Genomic DNA, 19,637 nt, shown 5'->3' with positions numbered 1-19,637 from the left:
CGGGCACAAAACGGGAACCGCCCTAATTGCCGTAAGAGGATTCCACGCGCCTGGCTACGTCGCGGTAGCCGTACTCGGCGTCGTAAATCTGCTGGAATGCAGCAAGGGATTCCCCCTTCTTGCCCTGCTTTTCATAAAGCAAGCCAATCATGTAAAGGATTTCCTTCTTGGTGTCATTCATTTCTATTAATTCCTTATTGGCTTCCTCCAGCTGGCGCAGGGCCATATCATGCATGTTCTTGGCGTCATAGCACTTGCCGAGCAACAGCATGGCACGGATGCGGATATGGGGGTTGTTGCGGGCACGCTGGAGTTCCGGAATGGCTTCCGTGTAATTGCCGCAGTCGAAGAGGGCCTGGCCCAGCTCAAAACGGGTTTGCGGGTCCGTGGGGTTGTTTTCCACACGCTGGCGGCACAAAGCCACCTGCTGCTCCGCAGCTTCCTTGCTAAACTGGGCAAGCTGTTCCTGAAGTTCCTTATTATCCGGCTCCGCGGCAGCGCGGCGGCGGATTTCCTCCACCTGGGCCTTGCGGCAGCGCTCATTCATTTCCGAGGCCTTGTTTTCCAGGGAAATATCATTGTTGCTGAGGCTGAACGCGTAATTATAGAAGGAATAGGCATTGGCCCAATCTTCCATTTGTTCATAAACGCCGGCAATGTCGCGCACGACGGCCAGATCCTGCTGGTTCTGGGCGTAACGGGCGGAGAGAAGCCCCAGGCGCTCTTCCAGTTCCGCACGGGTGAGCCCTTTCTTGTCGCTCTTGTCCAGGGTGTTCGTTTCCGATGAGTTCTTCATCACGTCCCGGAAGCTTTTAGCCTCCTCCCACTTTTGCTGCTGCATCGTGGCGCGCGCCATGCAGTCCTTTTCGCTCTTTACGGCCACACTGTCCGTGGGATCCAGCTTCACAAGGTCATGGTACACTTCCGCAGCCTGGGCCGGCATATCCCGGGAAACGTAATGGGAGGCCAGCATGTGGAGCATTTTCTTGTTGCCGGGATGCCCCTGGCGAACGGTCTCCAGAGCAAAAGCGGCCAGATCCGGAAAATTTACTTCCATGGCAGCCGTGTACAGGGCCTCGTTTACCGGAATGCTGTAAGGATCATTTTCCAATTCGTCTTCCAAAGCGGAAAGCTGGGTAGCCGCGTCCTTTTTGGAAGAAGTAAGCTTGCTGGTGCTGATTTTCATGCCGCTGAACAGCCCCCCTCTCTTGGCCTCCGGATTCAATTTGATTTCACAGGCGCGCAACGCCTTGCGGCCTTCCAGAAAACCGGGAAGCTGCTTTACCAGGGCCTTGAGCAGGCTGACGGCATAGGGATAATTGTTCATGTCCACCGCCTGGCGGGCGCGCACCCAAAATTCGGCCTGCTGGGGAGTCAACTGTTCTTCTGTAATCGTTTCAATCATGGAACTATATAAGCGTAAATGGTGAACAACGGCAGCGCCCCACCAGGGCGGCCCCGCATGTAATAGTTTAATGCTATCAGCCGGGGAGGCATACTTCAACCTTGTTTTTTGTTCCCGTTAGGAAAAAATATGCCGCATGAGACTGGATGCCCTTTTATCCCGCTACGGATATTGTTCCAGGAGGGAAGCGCCGGGTTGGATCAAACGCCACTCCATTACATTCAAGGGAAAACCATGCTCCTCCCCCACGGACAAGGTGCAGGCGGAAGGCATCCTACTGGACGGAGAACCTGTGGAATTCCCGGACGGCCTGTACGCCGCCCTTTACAAACCTGAAGGGTACACCTGCAGCCATGACGACGGGGAGGGGGATTTGATTTACGACCTGCTGCCCTTCCAGTGGCGGCACAGGAACCCTGCGGTTTCTTCCGTAGGACGGCTGGACAAAGAAACTTCCGGCCTGCTTCTCCTCACGGACGACGGAAAATTCATCCACCGCATGACCTCCCCACGCCATCACGTCGCCAAAGTTTACGAAGCCGTCACGGAGGAGGACATTCCGACAGAAGCCGTAGAGTTGTTCGCCTCCGGAACCCTCACGCTGAACGGGGAAACCCGCCCCTGCGCCCCCGCCCTGCTGGAAATCCGGGAACCGCGACGCGCCCTGCTGATTCTTACGGAAGGAAAATACCACCAGGTTCGCCGCATGCTGGCTGCCGTAGGCGCTCCCGTCTTATCTCTGTGCCGTGTTTCCATCGGCTCCCTGCATCTGGACAGCCTGAACCTGAAACCGGGGGAATGGGCTCCTATCCGTCCGGATGCGCTGTAAACCTCCCATCCGCCATGTGGATTCCCATTTCCGAAGCACCAATTGCCTGTTTTCCGCACTTTGAGGTGGCGGCGGAATCCGGGGACTGGATTGTGGTGGACAAGGGAGCGCCCCTCATCGTCCACCCGTCCAACGGGAAAAAGGAACCCTGCCTCCTGGAAGGCGTGGAAGCCCTGCTAAGCTATGAAATAGCCAACGGAGCCGTCCTTTCCCTAGTCAACAGACTGGACAGGGAAACCAGCGGTCTGACGCTGGTCGCCAAAAACAAAAAGGCAGCCAGGGAGCTGGGAAGAGCCATGCAGCGGCGCCTGATACACAAGGAATATCTGGCAATCGTGCAGGAATGGCCTGAATGGACGGAAACAGCATGCACCGCCCCCATTTTAAGACAGGGGGAAGTCGCGGAAAGCCGCATATGGGTCAAACAGGCCGTGCACCCAGCCGGAAAAGCATGCACTACCGTTTTCCGGAAAGAACGGACATGGAATACACGCCGGGGCCCCCTGGCGCTGGTTCGGTGCATTCCGGAAACGGGACGCATGCACCAGATACGCGTGCATCTGGCGCACCTGGGACATCCCATCCTGGGTGACAAAATTTACGGTCCGTCCGAACATTGCTATCTGGAATACATCCAGCACGGATGGAGCCGGGAACTGGAGGAGCGGCTGGTTCTGCCGCGCCACGCGCTGCATGCCTGCCGGCTGGAATTTCCGTTTGATGAAGAAACCTTCACCGCGGAAGCCCCCCTGCCGGAAGACATGCGGCTACTGCTTGAAACCGGGGATTAGTAAAAAACTCCGTCAGATGACCGGAATGACTTCATCCCGGTCAAAACGTACTTTCGCCAGACGGGCGTACTTATCCGCCTCTTCATTCCGGTAACCCAGAGCCAGGGCGCAAAGCGTGTAATAAGGGGAATTTTCCAGATGAAGAATGCGGTCATAGGCGGCCGGATCCATCCCTTCCAGCGCGCAGGTGTCCACGCGGAGATCCGCGGCGCAGCTCATCATGAACCCGAGGGCGATGTACACCTGCCGTTCCAGCCAGGCTTTCAGCACTTCCGGAGACTTGGAATCCACCAGTTCAAAAATGCGGGCGCGGTACTGGTCCAGGGAGTCCATGGCAACACCGCGCACTTCCACAATACGTTCCAGATAGCGCTGCACGTCTTCCGGCTTGAAATCCCTGCGGGCACAGAAAACCACCAGATGGGAAGCGTCCGTAACCTGGGGCTGTCCCCATGAAACTTCCCTAAGCCGGGAACGCACGGCGGGATCCCGGACATCAAGGAACTTCCACATCTGAAGCCCCAGGGAGGAAGGGCTCAAATGCAGGGATTCCAGAAGGGCTTCCCAGTCCTCCGCCGGAATGCGGCGGTCCGGATTGAATACCTTGGTGGCGTAACGCCATTCCAGCGTCTCGATCAATTCCTGTGCGTTCATATTCATGTATGATTATTCGTGCAGGAAGCCGGACGGTTTTCCGCCGCAGCTTGTTCCATGCCCTGGCATTTTCCCCGTTTCCCTGCCGGAATGCAAGCCAAGGTTCCGGCACAAGCGCGGCAGCGGCTCCTTACCCCTTCTTCCTTTCTTCCTGCCCGGCACGCCGGAAACAGGCCGCTCTCCATCCTTCCAACCGTAGGCTTTCCGCCTCTTGCTGACCAGCTACATATCTTTCCCTCTCCGGAACAACACCCCACACCGGGCAGACCCCATTCTCAAAACGCGAATCCTCTGAAAAAGGAAAAAGCTTCCGGGAAAAACCCCGCAAAAAACCGTGTCCTTTCCGGATATCAAAGGAATTTGACCGGCATATAATCCCCGGTCTGCTGGATGGTAAAGCTGATGCCCAGCCCGAATTCGTTTTTGTTCCCGTTCTTGCGAACGAAAGCGCCCACGCCCAAATACCAGGATCCCATATTGTGGTACACATTGTATTCCTGGATGTCCAGCTTGCCGTCCAACAGAGAAAAACGCCACTTGCCGCTGAAAGCCCAGGCTTCCGAAAAGCGCTGCAAAATACGCAAATCCAGCTGGCTGCTGTCCTCCAGAAGGGAATGCTGGTTCAAATAACGGTGCCCCACGACGAGCTCCGTGGAACGCCATGGCATGAAACGCAGGGAGTTGTTGTATTCACGGCAGCCGGAAATCTTGTCCTTACCCAAAACGGGAGCCTGCATTTCCGACCGGTATTCCATCCAGGGAACGGGATTCCAGCGCATGAACGAAAAAAGGTTGGAAAAATCCCGACGGTTGACGGGATCATGCAGATAGGCATCCATGAACACATCCCAGGAAAACCAGCGGTGGGAATTAGCATCCCGGCTGGTCATCAGCATGTTGCGCAATCCATACCGGAAGACAAGCCCCGTGGACAGGGAATCAATCTCCGTGTATCTGCCTATGCTCAAGGATGGGGGATTGGTCGTGGGGGTATCGCCGTCAATCTGGGGATAAAGCTCGCTCAGGCGGTTGGTTTTGACATACGCCAGCGTAAAATGGGGCTGAACAATATGGTTCATGCCGTTCAGCCCAAAGGAATCACTATATACGGAAGAATAACGGCGGGAGAATTTGAAATCGGCATCCGTTCCGGCGTAAAAAATTCCCTGGTTGAGCGGTTTGTAGTCCTCCACGCCGTAATATCCCGTATAGCCTCCGCCCACTTTGGGGGTCAGGTTCAGGAATCCCATGATTTTCTTGGAAACGGAAACCTCATGGAAGGAGTGGAACCTGCTGTAGCTGTCCGTCATCAGCATTCGGGCCCAGTAATCATAGGAAGAAGTTCCGGGGTCCATCCCGTCCAGCATGTTCCGGATTTCCGTCCGCATGAACGGAGGAACGTACTGCTTGAGGAAAGCGAAGCTGGTGCGGCTTTCATACATGACGGGGGAACGGAATACGGGAGACTTGATGCGCTCATAACTGAACTCCGTCCGCTGGTCCGCTATGTAAAAATTATTGGGGACAAAACGCTGCAACAGTGAAAAATCATTCGTATCGTCCGTACGGGAAAGAAGCACCGTGTTGTCCGGAGAAGAATTACGCTGATAAATTTCCGGATAAAAATCGCGGAGCATGTACTCGTCGCTCAACATGTTGATGTTGGCCTTCAACCGCCAGTCCGTGCGGAGATTCACCCTGTGGCTCCACATCTGCTGGAGCGCGAACCTCCACCGGTCCGGATCCAGATGCTCACGGTACTCATCATCACCGGCGTTGATTTTCACACCCTTGTCATGGGTTTTGTAAAAGGACAGCCCCGTCATGTCCGGACAATCCTTTTCCAGCAGCACGTCGCGGATGTCCAATCCGTAGGCGAAACCGCGCCGGGTGCGGTAATCTGCATGCAGGGTTCCCAGGTAATCCGCGGAAGGCATGCCGTTGTCCGACCATTTTTTCCCCATCAGGAACCCGTATTCATTCAGGAGGTAAGGCCCCCAGATGGAGCGCATGCCGGGGATGGGAAGGTAGCCAACTTCCGGATTAAGGGAATGGCTGAGGTAGGGGAAATAAAAGAAGGGAACGCCACCGTAATAAAGGGTCAGGTTCTTGAAAGAAAACCTGTCTTCCGGATACACGCGTATCCTGTCCGCGGAAATCCAGGTGAGAGGCTCGCTGATGTCTTCCGCCGTGACGGAGGCATTGAGGGCTTCCAGATAAGTATTGCCGGCGGCATCCTTCCGGGATTCAAACTTTCCGCTGCGCAGAATCAATCCCTCCATCTTCGCACGGATGGCATCCGTAAGAAGCACTTCGTTCTCCCAGTCAAACTCCGCGCTGTCGGCGCGTACCAGGCTGTTGGTCCTTGTCCTGCCGTCACCCTGGTAAATGGCCAGGTTCCCCTTCAGAAACACCTTGCCCTGGTCCATATCCGCCTGGGCATAATCCGCAAATACCTCCACCCCGGTATCCGTAACCATGTGGACATGCGGTCCTTCAAAAATAACCTTCCTGGATTCCTCCACCCTGATGGCGCCGTCATTGGTAATGGAAATATTGGAGGGAATCTGCGGCATGAGAGTGCCGGAAAGCAGGTTGCCCGCCATTTTCCCTCCGGCATTTTCCTTCCCGGTTTCAGAGGAAGGGACGGGCGGCTGCTCCGCAGCCGTTTCTGCAAACAGGGAAGCCCCGGCAACCAGCGCCGCCGCACCCCATAGCTTTGCAATCGTCCCAATCATGGCTAGCCCACAGAACACTATGAGAAAGGGCAAAAGACAAGCCTAATGTCACATTTCTCCGCCAGTGGGGCAGAAAATTTACCGGGTCAGCATGCCGTTGGCTATGATGCCCCAATCGGCGGCATTGCCGTCTCCGGCGTCATCCACGCGGATTTCCAGCTTCCTGCCGCCCTCTACCGCCGTCTTCACGGGAATGGAGTCCCCATCCTTGAGCACAGGGGATTCCATAAGCTTCCTGCCGTCCAAATACACGCTGAATTTGACGCTGCCGCGGGAGCCGAAGGGCAGCCCCACATCCGCGCGGAACTCCTTCCAACGCCCATCCAGGTCATAGGCAAAAACAGCCGGGGCATGAGCCAGAATGAAACGTTCCGGCCTTCCGATTGTCCGGAAGAAAGGCACGGGCCCCAAATCCGACGGGAACAGGACATCCCACAACGGAACGGCCCACCCCACCTGGGCTACGGAAGGCTTGCAGTCATTCAGGCTGATACTGGCGGTTGCCGCAGGAATCTGCGCCGGAACAACTTCCAGCGCGGGCTCCTGGCGCCCCAGAGCGCGCTTCCAGACAGGGAGCCATTCTTTCACTTCAGAACGGGAACCATGCCTGCGTTCCACTTCCGCCAGCGCCTTCCGGGCTTCTTCCGTGCGGCCCCGTATCCACAGATTCTGAACATCCCCGAAATAAACGATCTGGGCCAGAGAAGGGGCCTTGGCTCCCCGGGCATCCATCCACACGGGCAGAGTAATCATGCTGCGCGTGCTGTCGCAATTCAATACGGCCACCCGCATTTCTATAAAACCACCCTTATATCCCGGCCTGCAGATGGTGAGATCAAACTCTCCCTTTTCATCCAGAGAAGCGCCCACGGCATTGGAATCATAATCCGAACCTCCGGGCGGATCCAAATGGGCAACAATGCCATACGCGGGGCGCGTCAGATGAACCCTCCCTTTCAGCCGCAATCCGTCTTTAACGGGAATGGCCTCCAGCCGTTCAAAAGACCCCGGGACATACTTGCCGAGCATACGCCCGAAGGAGGCGTCTGCGGGAAGTTCCGTCTCCACCCCGTTGAACAGGGGAACACTGGCCAGTTTCAAAGCATCCGTCGGCGCCAAATAGGCACCCTTCCCTTCATGGCGCAGCTCGTCGCCGTAGGTGGAATTGCCATGGCCCATCAGGGAAGCTCCGGCGTCGGGGTAATTCCATCCGTCGCCCGTGTGGGGAAGGCCGAAGGAATGCCCCAATTCATGGGCCGTACCGCCTATGTAAATGGTGGCGTTCTTTCCCCTGGTCACCTTGAAACGGCCGCCCTGCATCATTTCCGTATCCAGAAAGCTGGCGGGATCCAGCCCTTCCTGGTCACAGGTCCACCCCGTGCCCTGGTGGCTGAAGCCGCCGCCGTAATAAGGACCCACGCCGTCCGGAAGCTGGCAAACGACCAGCACATGTTCCTTCTCAATATCAATCCCCTTGGAAGCCAGCACCTTCCTGGCGGCTTCCCGGGAGACGGGGCCGGAGCTCTGCACGCTCATCTCGCTCATGGGTTTATCCACATAGGCATCATGAATAACCAGCTTGCCCCGTTCATCCAAATCCAGCTGGAATGTGAGCGGAGGGAAACCGTTGGCCTGCATCTGGTCCGCATAATATGCCTGAATATTCTTCAGAATATGATCATACCGTTCCCGGTATCCTTCAAGGGCAGGCCTGTCCTTGAACGTTACGTAAACCACATGCAATTTTCTGGAAGACTTCGGTTTGCCCCGATGATAGGCGCTCAGCGTTTTCCAGGCGGCACGGGCATTGGCGGCATCCCTGGGATTAACCGTCCAGCTGACGGGCAGACGGGTAAACTCCGCTCCCTCCCTGTCCGAGGAGGCAGGAACAGATGCCCTGGAAGCTGACTCCTCATCCATCCCCATGGCAGGAACACTCCATATCCCGGACCCCAGGACCAGCAACAAGGCAAAAAAACGTTTCGACATAACATTCATGAACTAATATCAGGATATACGGGTAAACCGAAGGTGTTTTATCACCATATCATTCACCAGACGATTCATATTTTCGGAAAAGGAATCATACACCACTTCCACACGGCAGGGACCGGGCGTCATCACCGTTTCCACTGCCGTTGAATAAATAAAATACTCCCAGTTTCCGGAACGGGACGTATGGGGGAAAGCCAGCGTGCCTGCGCGCCTGCCGTTCAGGTACAGACTGCGCAGGGCGCAGGTATTCCCGTCTGAAACATCATAAGTGCCGTTAGCGAAAAAGGCGTCCACCCGGTACACTCCGGGCTTATCTATATTGACATTGTAACAAAGAGCGTCCGGGGATTCCGTGACGCGGGAAAACCAGACTTCATCCCCGCTCAAGCCGCAGGGGCGCGTCTCCATGCGGGAATCCGCAGAAGGATAATCATTGGGTTCATTAAGATAAGACTCCCTCCCATCCAGAGCGACTGCCATCACCTGGAAAGACACGTCCCCCCGGCCGGGTGCGGGGATATAATGGCAGTACTCCGTTTGAGACACAGGGATGCCATTCCGGTAAACACGGTAATAATCGGCTCCTTCCACAGACTCCCATGCAATACCATGGCGCGCCGCCTTCCACGCAGGAGACTCCAGGCTGCTGCCCATGCGGGTTAAATTCACCGCCCCTTCATCCTCTTCTCCGCCGTCCAGCTCCAATTTCACAAAAACGCGCCCCTTCATGCCCGGCAAAAGGACGGGAGGGGCCTCCTGCCCGTTGACCAGGCACCGCGCTATCCGGTGCCCGCAGCCCTGCAGAAACACATCTACCGTCATGCCGCGGTATTCCAGCCCGGACAACTCATGAACGCCTTCAAAAGACTTTGGAACGCAAGGACGGAATTCCAGAGAATCCGGAGACAGACGGATGCCGAACAATCCCTTGTAAAAACAGCCCAGCATGCCGGCAATACTCCAGAGCTGGCTATCCGAACTCAGCAGCAGCCCCTCATCCAGCCCCGTTTTCAGAAGGACATTTTCCTTGTTCGTGCCGCACAACAGGGCGGCACGGACCATGCAGGCGACCGCCAGCGCCAGGGCAGATTCATTCTCCACCGCCGCCGCGGCCTGCGCATAATAGCCCTCCAGGAAAGGCCACATGGCGCGGTTATGGTAGGCGGGCACGCTATCAGGCATCTGGGGATGGATGCAGGGAATGCCATAAACGCCATGAGGAAGGGAGGCAACCATCCCGGCGGCATGGGAACCGCCAGCCTGCCCCAGAAGGACGCAAAGCAGATTGCCCAGGGAATCCACCTTCTCCGACAGTACGGGATACCCGCGTCCGTACAGGTACTGCCCGTACAGGACATGTTCCGGAATCCTGAAAAAACGCTCAATAACCGCGGCCAGGGAAACGCTCTTCTCCTCCCACTCCCGGGCCTTCTCCTCCAGCCCCAGCTCCCGGAACATCCGCGCCAGAATCTTGCGGGCCTCCGCATGCAGGAGCATGGTGGACAGGCTGCAAGAATCCCCAATATCGGCAGAAGTCATCCACGCAGGGTAGCTCTGCTCCCTCCAGTCCAGCACGGACGATTCCCCCTTCATCAAGCCGCCCGTGGCCGCAAGCACCTGTTCATCCCTCATGCATGTCTTTTCCATCACCCGGCAGGAAAGGGACAGCCAGTCGGCATCCCCCGTCAGGCAGTAAACTTCCCACGCAGCCATCCCCCACACCACACGGTCGGAAGAAATGGGCCAGGAACCGCCCGTGCCGGTATCCTGCTCCACCTCCCCGTTCCGGACCCGTGCATTCAGACTGTTCATACAGGCACGGACATTCCACAACCCCAATCCCAGATGGGTGGAATAGGAAATATCCCGGGTCCACACAGTAGGCCAGTTGGCTCCCGTCCGGAACGTCCCTTCTTCATTAAGCAGGGCTCCAGCCTCATGCAACGCCAGGCCGTAAGCCTGATTAAGCACTTCAAAATTTCCCCGGTAATGCGGGGCGTTCCCGGCTTCCGGAAAGATGCGCCACTCGGAATAGCGGCCGTTTTTCATGGTTTTCACCTGACCGTCCGGCTGTACCTCCGCCCAATGCGCGGCATCCTGGCGCAAGGAATTTCCGGTCAGCGTAAAAGCCTCTCCCCTGTATAATATGCGGTCCTGATCCATAAACTAGCGGATGCTGCATCCATCGTTTTTTTTAACACGGAAGAAAACTTCTGTCCCGCAGAAAATGAGGTTTATGGAATCTTCAGGACATAAAAAACCGGGCTTCCCGAAAACGGGAAACCCGGCGCAAGAGCAAATCAACATTAATGCTTCAACAAAGAGGAAACAGCGTCACGTTCTTCCTTCAGTTCATTAACGGTAGCGTCAATTTTTTCACGGGAGAACGCATCAACCGGCAGCCCCTGCACGATTTCCCAGCCGCCATCCTTGGTGGTGCGGACCGGGAAGGAGCAGATAAGACCTTTTTCAATGCCGTAGGAACCGTCGGAGCAAACGGCCACGGAATACCAGTCGCCTTCCGGAGTCTGGGTAGCCAGGCTGCGGACGGTATCCACGGCTGCGGAAGCGGCGGAAGCGGCGGAAGAAGCGCCGCGTGCCTTGATAATGGCGGCACCGCGCTGCTGCACGGTGGTAATGAAATCGCCCTTAAGCCATTCCGTATCCTTGATGACTTCCGTCACAGGCTTTCCGCCAATCCTGGCGTTGGTGAAATCAGGGTACTGGGTGGAGGAATGATTGCCCCAGATGGCCATGTTGGTCACTTCCGTCACATGGACGCCGGCCTTTTCCGCAAGCTGGCTCTTGGCACGGTTTTCATCCAGGCGAGTCATGGCAAAAAAGCGGTCGGAGGGAACGCCGCTCGCATTGTGCATGGCAATAAGGGCATTCGTATTGCAGGGGTTGCCGACCACCAGCACACGCACATCCTTGGCGGCGCTGCGGGCAATGGCCTGCCCCTGGCCGATGAACACCTTGCCGTTGATATCCAGCAGGTCCTTGCGTTCCATACCGGCCTTGCGGGGAACGGAGCCTACCAGCAGGCACCAGTTGGCGCCGGCGAACGCTTCATCAGGATCGCTGGTCGGGACAATTTCATTAACCAGCGGGAACGCGGCGTCACGCAACTCCATCACCAACCCTTCCAGAGCATTCATGGCCGGGGGAATTTCCAGCAGGCGCAGGTTGATCGGCTGATCCGGCCCCAGCATGCTGCCGGAGGCAATACGGAACAGAAGGGAATAGGCAATTTGGCCGGCGGCTCCTGTAACGGTAACGGTGATAGGTGTTTTCATAACGTTCAAATTAAAATAAACAGATATTTTCCTGTCTGGTCACGGTTATACCACAAGGAAAGGAGGCGCTCAATCAGGAACTTTTTATTTTGACAGAAAAAATTCCCTATCCCATAATGCTCAGGGGTTGACTGCTCTTACTTTTCCATACAGTTAAGTTTTTACCAATATTTACGCTAACACTATGAATTTAACAATTATCGGCAGTGGTTACGTGGGGCTGACCACAGGCACCTGTTTTGCCGAAATGGGCCATCACGTCATTTGCGTGGATAATAATACGGAAAAAATACGTACTCTTCAATCCGGGGCCATCCCCATTTACGAGCCCAAGCTGGAAGAGCTCGTGAAAAAAAACGTAGCCGTGGGGCGGCTGGAATTTTCCCCTTCCATCGCCGCTTCCATCGCGGAAAGCGAAGTCATCTTCATCGCCGTGCCCACGCCGCCCAATACGGATGGTTCCGTGGACCTGACCTACATTGAAAAAGTGGCCAGGGAAATCGCCCAGGCGCTCCAACCAGAAATGGGATACAAGGTCATTGTGGACAAATCCACCGTACCCGTCAAAACCGGGGAAAAAGTCAGCCAGACCATCAAGCACTATGCGGGGCCGAATGTTCAGTTCGACATTGTCTCCAATCCAGAATTCCTGAGGGAAGGATGCGCCGTGGACGACCTGCTGCACCCCGACCGCATTGTCATTGGAGCCAACTCGGAACAGGCCATGAACGTCATCAAGCGCGTTTACCAGCCCATTCATGCCCCCATTCTGGAAACGGACGTCAACTCCGCGGAACTCATCAAGCACGCAGCCAACTCCTTCCTGGCTCTGAAAATTTCCTACATTAACGCTGTCGCCAAGGTCTGTGAAAAAACGGGCGCAGACGTGGAACTGGTGGCGGAAGGCATCGGCATGGACAAACGCATCTCACGCCACTTCCTCAACGCGGGGCTGGGCTACGGCGGGTCCTGCTTCCCGAAAGACGTCAAAGCCTTCATCAACATCAGCCGCACGCTGGGCATTCCCTTCACCCTGTTGGAGGAAGTGGAACACATCAATGATACCCAGCATATCCACTTCCTGGACAGAATTCGGGACCGCCTGTGGGTCCTCAAGGACAAAAAGATAGCCGTTTGGGGCCTTGCCTTCAAACAGAACACGGACGACGTCCGGGAATCCATCGCCCTGAAACTATGTGAAAAACTCTGCGGGGAAGGAGCCATTGTCACCGCTACGGACCCCAAAGCCATGCACACGGCGGCCCCCATTCTGAACCCTATGGGGGTCAAACTGGTGGAAGACATGTACGAATGCGCCCGGGATGCGGAAGTTCTGGTCATCGCCACGGAATGGAGCGAATATGCGAATGCGGATCTGCAGAAACTCGCCGGAGTCATGCACAACCGCATCATCTTTGACGGAAGAAACATCCTCTCCCCGGCAAACCTCCGGGCCGTAGGATTTGAATACCACTCCGTGGGCAGACCCTCCGTTGAAGAAGCCTGACTGCCTCCGGGAACCGTCCCGGCTTCAAACGTCCCCATATGTAAAAGGCCTCCGGCACATTCAACGCACCGGAGGCCTTTGTCATGTATTCGCTAATCCTGTTGGCCGGTCAAAACTCAAATAGCAGCCCCGCACGCAAATAAAAACCGGGGTCATAATGGTACTTTTCCAAATCATGGCTTCCGTTGCTTGTCTTGATAGTGCCGGAATTCCCGAAGGAAAAACCGACATCCGCCACCAGCCTGGGGCGCACGCTGCCCCAGTGACCCAACCCCACATCGGCGCCTATGCCGGCGACGCCGGAAATCCATGCAAACTGGCGGACGCGGCGGTCATGGTGAATCGTCCATGTGCCGGACGCCACGGAAACGAAGGGTCCCCACTTCAACCCATCGCTCACCTTGTTGATATAGGAAAGGCGGGCCCCTTCCAGCTGAAGCGTCCAATTGCGGGAAGCTTCCCATTTAAACTGGATAAGGGGCAGGAAAGGATAATCCCCAAGCTGCGGATAACAGCCGATGCCGATTCCATAGCTGAACCGGTCGTTCAAGGGGCCTGCCAGAAGAACATGGCCTCCCAAGAAAATATTATGGCTCGTCCATGTATCGAAATCCGTGGAAATCTGGGGCGTCACACCGAAAACCAGGCGCGTCTTCCCCGTGATGGCATAGGAGGCGTTCACATTCAGCCAAATCGTGTACAGCCGGTCCACATCCATCTCATCCGCTCCTTTTCCATTAAACCAGCTCAGACGCAAGGCCGCCGTAGAAGAAAAATTCCAGGAACCGCTGGACATCCTGCACAAATTCAAATCCGTCATCCAATTCTGGATATCCACGCTTCCGCGCCCGTTTCTGGAATCCATGGGGCCAAGCAATTCAAAATAGGACTGCGTGGGGAAAACAGGCCTGGAGGCGGATTCCCCCGCCGGAGCCGGAGCGCTGTCGTAGCCGCCGGAATAAGCCTCTGCATAAAAACCGGTATCGTATCCGTCAGAAGAATCGGAATCCGGATAAGGCTGGGTATTCGCCTGAGCGGTCAAAACAATGCCGGACGCAAAAAAGAGACTCGATAAGAATCGAAGGAGCATGACCGGAAAGTATACATACGCGCGCACGCGGTCAATCAAAAGATATACAAATGACTAATTAACCGCCTCCATTCCCAAACAGAACCGCAACCATAATCATCACGAGGACAAGAAGCAAGTACCACCGGGCAATCTTGCTGCCCCGGAAACACGCTCCCGCACAAACAAGAGAGGCAGCAAAACAAACCGCCGCGGCCAAAAGCATCACCTGCGCCAGCAAGGGAAAATCCAGCGCCCCCGCACCCGCCGCCAGAAGTGTTCCCGTCACATACCCGCCAAACGACCACCCCAACCCCGCCAGCCAGGAAACGGAAAATGTCTTTTGTCGGCCGGGCCTCATCAAGCCACTCTGCAATCCTTCTTCCTAATCTCAAGCAAAAAATCCAGCCTTCTCGGCAATATCTGCAAAGAGGGGGCTTCCCCAGACACTCGGCTCCCCTCAAAAAAAACAACATCTTCGCAAAACGGACTGCAAAACACTCAATCCCGGTTGGAAAACTCTTCTTCCGGCAAAGTTGAATAAAAACGGGATAAATTACTTAATCCGGCATTCATCAATACTCGCGGGCTCCATGAAAAGAAAATATCTTGCCCCTTCCATAGACTTTCATTATATTACGGCAAAACCGGAAAAACAGGAAACGAACGTACTCCCTTCCCTGCCCCATTGGATCAAGCATCGCACGTCACAAACCACCAGCTGAAAAAAACTTGTCATGAAAATAAATTTTTTATGGACCGCATGTTTAGTTGCCATAACCGGCTGTGATTCCCCCCAAAATCATCATTCTCGAATTGAGAGCGGCGAAACAAAAACAGAAAAACAGTTGGAGAATTTAAATTTTTACGGCACTTATGAAGGAATTCTTCCTGCTGCCGATTGTGAAGGAATCAGGACGGCGTTAACATTAAACAACGATAACACTTATGTGTTGAGAAGCGAATACATAGGAGAAAAAGACGCTATTTTCGAATCAAAAGGCTCTTATCATTTCATCAATGGCCGCCTGATGGAACTGGCCCAATCCTCTTCCAATGAAAAATCTTATTATAAAATACTTGATGGAAGCAAAGTAATGCTGTCAGACAAAGAAGGCACAGTCAATCAGGGCGTCCTGGCCGAATATTATATACTAAAAAAGAAATAAAACTATTTCTATCATCTATCATTTTCTCCATTCCGCCGCACCTCCCACCCCGCGGCGGTTTTCTTTACACCGTTTTTCAGCCCGGCACATTAACAAATCTTATTCATCCGCCCCGCCGTCAGAAAAAATCCGGGCCGCCGGGACCAGGCTTTCGTCAGCACACGGGTGTTACAAGAACTTTGCATCGCCTTTCTGTCCGCGTTGTTTCGGACACAAAAGATTTCCGGCTTTTTTAACTGGCTGCAGGTTCGGCCGCCCCGCCGCAACAGGGGTGTTTTTCATCTTTCCAGGCATACCCCGCTTCCACTCCATCTATTTTACGGACAACCACCAGGGAACAGCTCAAAAAACAAAACCCGTAAATCATTTGATCCACAGGCTTTAAAATGGTCGGGAAGACAGGATTCGAACCTGCGACATCCTGCTCCCAAAGCAGGCGCTCCACCAGGCTGAGCTACTTCCCGTATAAAAAGGAGGGATTAGAAATTGGGAGAAAAAATGGTGGCTCGGGACGGGATCGAACCGCCGACACGGGGATTTTCAATCCCCTGCTCTACCGACTGAGCTACCGAGCCACTTGCCTGCACGCAGAACGTGCTTGCGGGGCAGAATCTATCATCCTCTTCCCAATATTGCAACCACAAAATATTATTTTTTCAACTTCCCTGTATTTTGCCGCGCTCCATAGCAGGAATCCGCCCAGCCAATCAGGAGGAAGCCTGCGCCAGAATACCGCTCAACAGCAATGGGAAAATCAGTGCCGCCCAGGATAGCGTGTGCAGGAGGAGGGGAGGCATGTTCATCTTCAGCCTGTCCAGCACAAACATGAATGCCCCCGCCATTGCCAGCCCATAATAAATCCACGCATCCCCGGTATATTCCCTGGCGGCGGCGGCCAGACAGAATACAACGTAAATGACTATCACCCCCATCCATACCAGGGATACCATGTCGCGGTCGGCGGAATCCTGCCCGTCCTCATCCTCTTCTTCACTCCACCGTTTGCGGCTGAACATGCAGAGGATGACCAGCGCTACCAGATACCAGGTGGGTTCGGAAAGCTGGCCTCCCCAGCCGCCGCCTACCGTCCCGTAAAAGTAGGCCGGTATTCCGGCACCCGTAGCGAAGGAAACGGCGGCAAAAAACGCCCCCATGACGAATCCGGAAGACAGGCTCCCTTTCTGATGAGGGTTGGAAGAGAAATAGAGAAAGAGCAGACTGCAGACGCCAGGCAGAAAGGCAAATTGAAAAATAACCACACCCAATTGGAAAAACATGATCCAAAGCCCCGTCACGGCCGCCACCATAATGAGCAGGGAGATAACGAAACAATGCTTTTTGGCAAAAAGCAGGCATTCATCCGTGTAGACAGCGGAACCGCCCCGGAATATTTTCAGCACCCGGTCCAGCATATTGACGCACCAGACAGCCACAAACAGGAATTGATACAGCCAGGGGGAGGAAACTACCACCAGATGGGACTGACTGACGGCAAAAGCCCAGGCAATGGCGGCAGAAGGGATTTCCAATCCCATCAGGGAAAACCACGCCCACCAGGGGGGCCTCTTCAACACCTGCTCCATTTTTCCGTCATATCATCTCCACAACCGTTCCTTCCGCAAGCTCCCGAACCGTCATCCACAAACTTCCTTATTTTTACGCGGGGATGCTTGACATGCAATGAAACATATTTATACTTGCGTTCCCCTTGCGTCGGAAACGCAATACATCACCATGAAGAAAGATATTCACCCCCAGTATAATCCGGTCGTTTTTGTTGACATCACCACCGGACGCCGCTTCATCACCCGTTCCACTGTTCGTTCTCCCAAGACGGAAGTTATTGACGGGGTTGAACATTTCGTGGTTTCCTGCGGTATCACCTCTGATTCCCACCCGTTCTTCACCGGCAAGAACCAGTTTGTGGACACGGAAGGCCGCATCGACAAATTCCAGAAGCGCTTCGGCACCGTCCGCCGCAGCGGAGGCAAGCCCAAGCTCAACAAGTAAGAACTGCCTTCAGCAATTTTCCAACCCCGTTTCCTTCCCGGAAAACGGGGTTTTTATTTGCAGGCTTCCTTTGATCTCTTTTTCCTGATTCACTCGCAGCAGCACCATGTTGACACCGGACCATTTTGACAGCCAGTCCGCGGAACTCCTCCGCTCCGGCCGCCCCGTCCTTGCCGGAATCAGCGGGGGGAGGGACTCCATGGCTTTGCTTTCCCTGCTGTCCGGCATGCCGGGATGCAATCTGGTTGCATGCCATGTAAATCACCAGCTGCGTCCGGAAGCGGAGGAAGAGGAAATGTTTGTGCTCCGTTACGCCGCCACCCTGGGTATTCCCTGTGTCCGGGAACGCGTCAATGTCCGCAGTATGGCCCATACCCGCGGAATAGCCATTGAAGAAGCGGCCAGGGAAGCCAGGCAGGCCTCGTTTCTGAAATGGGCCGCCGGTTACCCGGGGGCTCTCGTGGCTCTGGCCCACCACCGGAACGACCAGCAGGAAACGGCCCTTCTTCACCTCTGCCGCGGTGCCTCCGGCATTCACGGTATGTTCCCCGTCTCCACCTGGGCCAACGGATTGACCGTCGTACGCCCCATGCTGGATTTTTCCCGGGAGGATATCACCTCCTATCTGGAGCATCGCCATATTCCATGGAGGGAAGATTCCAGCAACCAGTCTGCCGAATATACCAGGAACGCCCTGCGCCATGAGATTATTCCCAAATTGAATGCGCTGTTCCAAAGGGACACCAGCCTTCCCTTTTCACGTGCCTGCCGCCTGGAAAATCAAATCCGCACGGCGCTTTCCCAGGCGCTGGACTCCATGAACCTGACAGATCCCCAGGGGCGCCTGTTCCTGCCGAAAATCAACCTGCTTCCTGCGGAGCTGAGACAATGCGCCGTGCATGATTACCTGCGCCGGCAACATATTCCGGACCTGACGGAAAACGCCGTACTCCGGGTAATGGACATCCTGAATACGGACGGCCCTTCCCGAACTTCCCTGCCCGGCGGAAAACTGGCCGTACGCAAGGAAAAGCGCCTGCTGGTCACGGACACGCCGCGCCCGGTCAATAAAGCGGAGCAACCCCCTGCGGATACAACAGGTGGAATTTAATGGCTTCATTCCCCACCACCAGCGCAGTACCGAACATCCTGTCTTCATCTGTCAGCCGCGGCAGCTGGGCAATCGGGAAGAGCAGACCGCCCAGAATAAGGCCATAGTTGTATACGGACGGCATCATGCACAACAGTTTTTTGGAGATATCCGCAGCATCCAGAGTCGGGAAGACCCAAACCTCACTTGGCTGAAGCATGGAGTTGCGGTGCACGCGCACGCTGTAGGAATCTGACGACAGAGCGGCATCAATCTGGATTTCCCCCTCTATGGAGATTTCATTGTTCAGGCAATCCTTCTGCACCATGCTCTTCGCCAGCGCCGCAGCGGCCCTGGTGCGGTCCGCAGCCAGTTCCGGAACGGAGCCCGAAGTGGACGCGCTCAGCATGGCGACGCGAACGCTTTTACCCAGCATGTGGCGGGCCATTTTGGCCGTCTCTACGGCAAAATAGGCCATATTTTCCACCGTGGGTTCAGGGTTTACCCCGGTATCCGCCAGAAAATAGACGCCGCGGCCGCCGAATTTCTTGGAAAATTCGGGAACGAGCACAATGGAAATGGCAAACAGGGGCTTGGTGGGAACGGGATCCTGCCTGTACTTGTTTACTGCGCGGAAAACGGAAGCCACCCTTTTCATGTTCCCGGCCACAATGGCGTCCGCCTGGCCGTAGAGCACCATCATGGCGGCAAAATGAACCGGTTCGGAAACAATTTCACGGGTATTCATAGGCAACCCGTTGCCGAACATCTGCTCCGCCCGTTCATAACGGTCGCAGAACATCTGAAGATCCGAGCTTTTTTCCGGTTCAATGATACGGACGAATTTCAGGGAAATTCCGTTCATTTCCGCCATTCTCGTGATGACTTCCCTCCTCCCCAGCAGGATAGGCGCGCCGGCCTGCTCTTCCACAAAGCGCTGGGACACGCGCAGCACGCGGACATCCTCCCCTTCCGGAAAAACAATGCGCTTGGGGTGGCGCTTCAGGTTATCCAGGAGCGGCCCTGTAAAATCATTCAGCGGGGAAAAGCCTTGCCAGTCACTCATATGTCACGTGTCCTATTT

Annotated in this window: 16 protein-coding genes and 2 tRNA genes; 6 read left to right on the top strand and 12 right to left on the bottom strand. The window is 55.2% G+C overall.

Annotation, left to right across the window (positions count from 1 at the left end):
- Positions 1-22: 22 nt before the first annotated feature.
- Complete coding sequence (locus WW58_RS09050) at positions 23-1,405, bottom strand: tetratricopeptide repeat protein (RefSeq protein WP_022197556.1); 1,383 nt, start codon at positions 1,403-1,405, stop codon at positions 23-25.
- 136 nt (positions 1,406-1,541) lie between these two features.
- On the opposite strand from WW58_RS09050, the gene WW58_RS09045 reads away from it, so the two are divergent.
- The gene (locus tag WW58_RS09045; RefSeq protein ID WP_046437039.1) at positions 1,542-2,234 is read left to right on the top strand and encodes a pseudouridine synthase; all 693 of its coding nucleotides are present in this window, start codon (positions 1,542-1,544) and stop codon (positions 2,232-2,234) included.
- A 14-nt stretch (positions 2,235-2,248) separates the two neighbouring features.
- A complete protein-coding gene (locus WW58_RS09040) occupies positions 2,249-3,025 on the top strand; it encodes an RluA family pseudouridine synthase (RefSeq protein ID WP_046437213.1) in 777 nt (258 codons plus the stop codon).
- 12 nt (positions 3,026-3,037) lie between these two features.
- Here WW58_RS09040 and WW58_RS09035 read toward each other — a convergent pair whose 3' ends face one another.
- The 5 genes from WW58_RS09035 to WW58_RS09010 all read right to left on the bottom strand — a co-directional run bounded on the left by WW58_RS09035 (position 3,038) and on the right by WW58_RS09010 (position 11,708).
- Positions 3,038-3,685, bottom strand: a complete 648-nt coding sequence (locus tag WW58_RS09035) for an NAD(P)H-dependent oxidoreductase (RefSeq protein ID WP_022197559.1) — start codon at positions 3,683-3,685, stop codon at positions 3,038-3,040.
- 344 nt (positions 3,686-4,029) lie between these two features.
- Entirely contained in the window at positions 4,030-6,417 is a 2,388-nt protein-coding gene (locus tag WW58_RS09025) for an LPS-assembly protein LptD (RefSeq protein ID WP_046437035.1), read from the bottom strand.
- 78 nt (positions 6,418-6,495) lie between these two features.
- Positions 6,496-8,406 carry an NPCBM/NEW2 domain-containing protein gene (locus WW58_RS09020; protein ID WP_046437033.1) on the bottom strand — a complete coding sequence of 637 codons (1,911 nt, stop codon included), beginning with the start codon at positions 8,404-8,406 and terminating at the stop codon, positions 6,496-6,498.
- 18 nt (positions 8,407-8,424) lie between these two features.
- On the bottom strand, positions 8,425-10,575 hold the full coding sequence (locus tag WW58_RS09015; RefSeq protein WP_046437030.1) for a hypothetical protein: 2,151 nt from the start codon (positions 10,573-10,575) through the stop codon (positions 8,425-8,427).
- A gap of 143 nt (positions 10,576-10,718) precedes the next feature.
- A complete protein-coding gene (locus tag WW58_RS09010) occupies positions 10,719-11,708 on the bottom strand; it encodes a malate dehydrogenase (protein ID WP_046437028.1) in 990 nt (329 codons plus the stop codon).
- A 184-nt stretch (positions 11,709-11,892) separates the two neighbouring features.
- Between WW58_RS09010 and WW58_RS09005 the strand changes: the two genes are divergently transcribed.
- Positions 11,893-13,215, top strand: a complete 1,323-nt coding sequence (locus tag WW58_RS09005) for a UDP-glucose dehydrogenase family protein (protein WP_046437026.1) — start codon at positions 11,893-11,895, stop codon at positions 13,213-13,215.
- A gap of 109 nt (positions 13,216-13,324) precedes the next feature.
- Here WW58_RS09005 and WW58_RS09000 read toward each other — a convergent pair whose 3' ends face one another.
- Positions 13,325-14,305 carry an Amuc_1434 family mucin 2-degrading aspartic protease gene (locus WW58_RS09000; protein ID WP_143246985.1) on the bottom strand — a complete coding sequence of 327 codons (981 nt, stop codon included), beginning with the start codon at positions 14,303-14,305 and terminating at the stop codon, positions 13,325-13,327.
- Between the two features lie 58 nt (positions 14,306-14,363).
- Positions 14,364-14,648: a hypothetical protein gene (locus WW58_RS08995; RefSeq protein WP_146018386.1), complete on the bottom strand. Its 285-nt coding sequence runs from the start codon at positions 14,646-14,648 to the stop codon at positions 14,364-14,366.
- Between the two features lie 373 nt (positions 14,649-15,021).
- On the opposite strand from WW58_RS08995, the gene WW58_RS08990 reads away from it, so the two are divergent.
- A complete protein-coding gene (locus WW58_RS08990) occupies positions 15,022-15,453 on the top strand; it encodes a copper resistance protein NlpE (RefSeq protein ID WP_022197567.1) in 432 nt (143 codons plus the stop codon).
- A 387-nt stretch (positions 15,454-15,840) separates the two neighbouring features.
- Here WW58_RS08990 and WW58_RS08985 read toward each other — a convergent pair.
- From WW58_RS08985 to WW58_RS08975, 3 genes are all read right to left on the bottom strand, one after another.
- Positions 15,841-15,917 (bottom strand) — tRNA-Pro (locus tag WW58_RS08985).
- Positions 15,918-15,952: 35 nt separating this feature from the next.
- Positions 15,953-16,028: transfer RNA gene (locus tag WW58_RS08980), tRNA-Phe, on the bottom strand.
- 132 nt (positions 16,029-16,160) lie between these two features.
- Complete coding sequence (locus WW58_RS08975; protein WP_012420468.1) at positions 16,161-17,036, bottom strand: hypothetical protein; 876 nt, start codon at positions 17,034-17,036, stop codon at positions 16,161-16,163.
- A 151-nt stretch (positions 17,037-17,187) separates the two neighbouring features.
- Here WW58_RS08975 and WW58_RS08970 point away from each other — a divergent pair, with 151 nt between their 5' ends.
- The gene (locus tag WW58_RS08970; protein ID WP_035196558.1) at positions 17,188-17,463 is read left to right on the top strand and encodes a type B 50S ribosomal protein L31; all 276 of its coding nucleotides are present in this window, start codon (positions 17,188-17,190) and stop codon (positions 17,461-17,463) included.
- Positions 17,464-17,569: 106 nt separating this feature from the next.
- The gene (gene tilS / locus WW58_RS13400; RefSeq protein WP_102758517.1) at positions 17,570-18,574 is read left to right on the top strand and encodes a tRNA lysidine(34) synthetase TilS; all 1,005 of its coding nucleotides are present in this window, start codon (positions 17,570-17,572) and stop codon (positions 18,572-18,574) included.
- On the opposite strand, the gene WW58_RS08960 is transcribed toward tilS, so the two are convergent.
- A complete protein-coding gene (locus tag WW58_RS08960) occupies positions 18,528-19,619 on the bottom strand; it encodes a phosphate acyltransferase (RefSeq protein WP_012420465.1) in 1,092 nt (363 codons plus the stop codon). The genes tilS and WW58_RS08960 overlap by 47 nt on opposite strands.
- Between the last annotated feature and the right edge of the window lie 18 nt (positions 19,620-19,637).

The sequence above is a fragment of the Akkermansia sp. UNK.MGS-1 genome, assembly GCF_000980515.1.
GTDB lineage: Bacteria > Verrucomicrobiota > Verrucomicrobiia > Verrucomicrobiales > Akkermansiaceae > Akkermansia > Akkermansia muciniphila.
The sequence above is the reverse complement of the archived record's forward strand: the minus strand, read 5'-3'. Positions and strand labels throughout refer to the sequence as shown.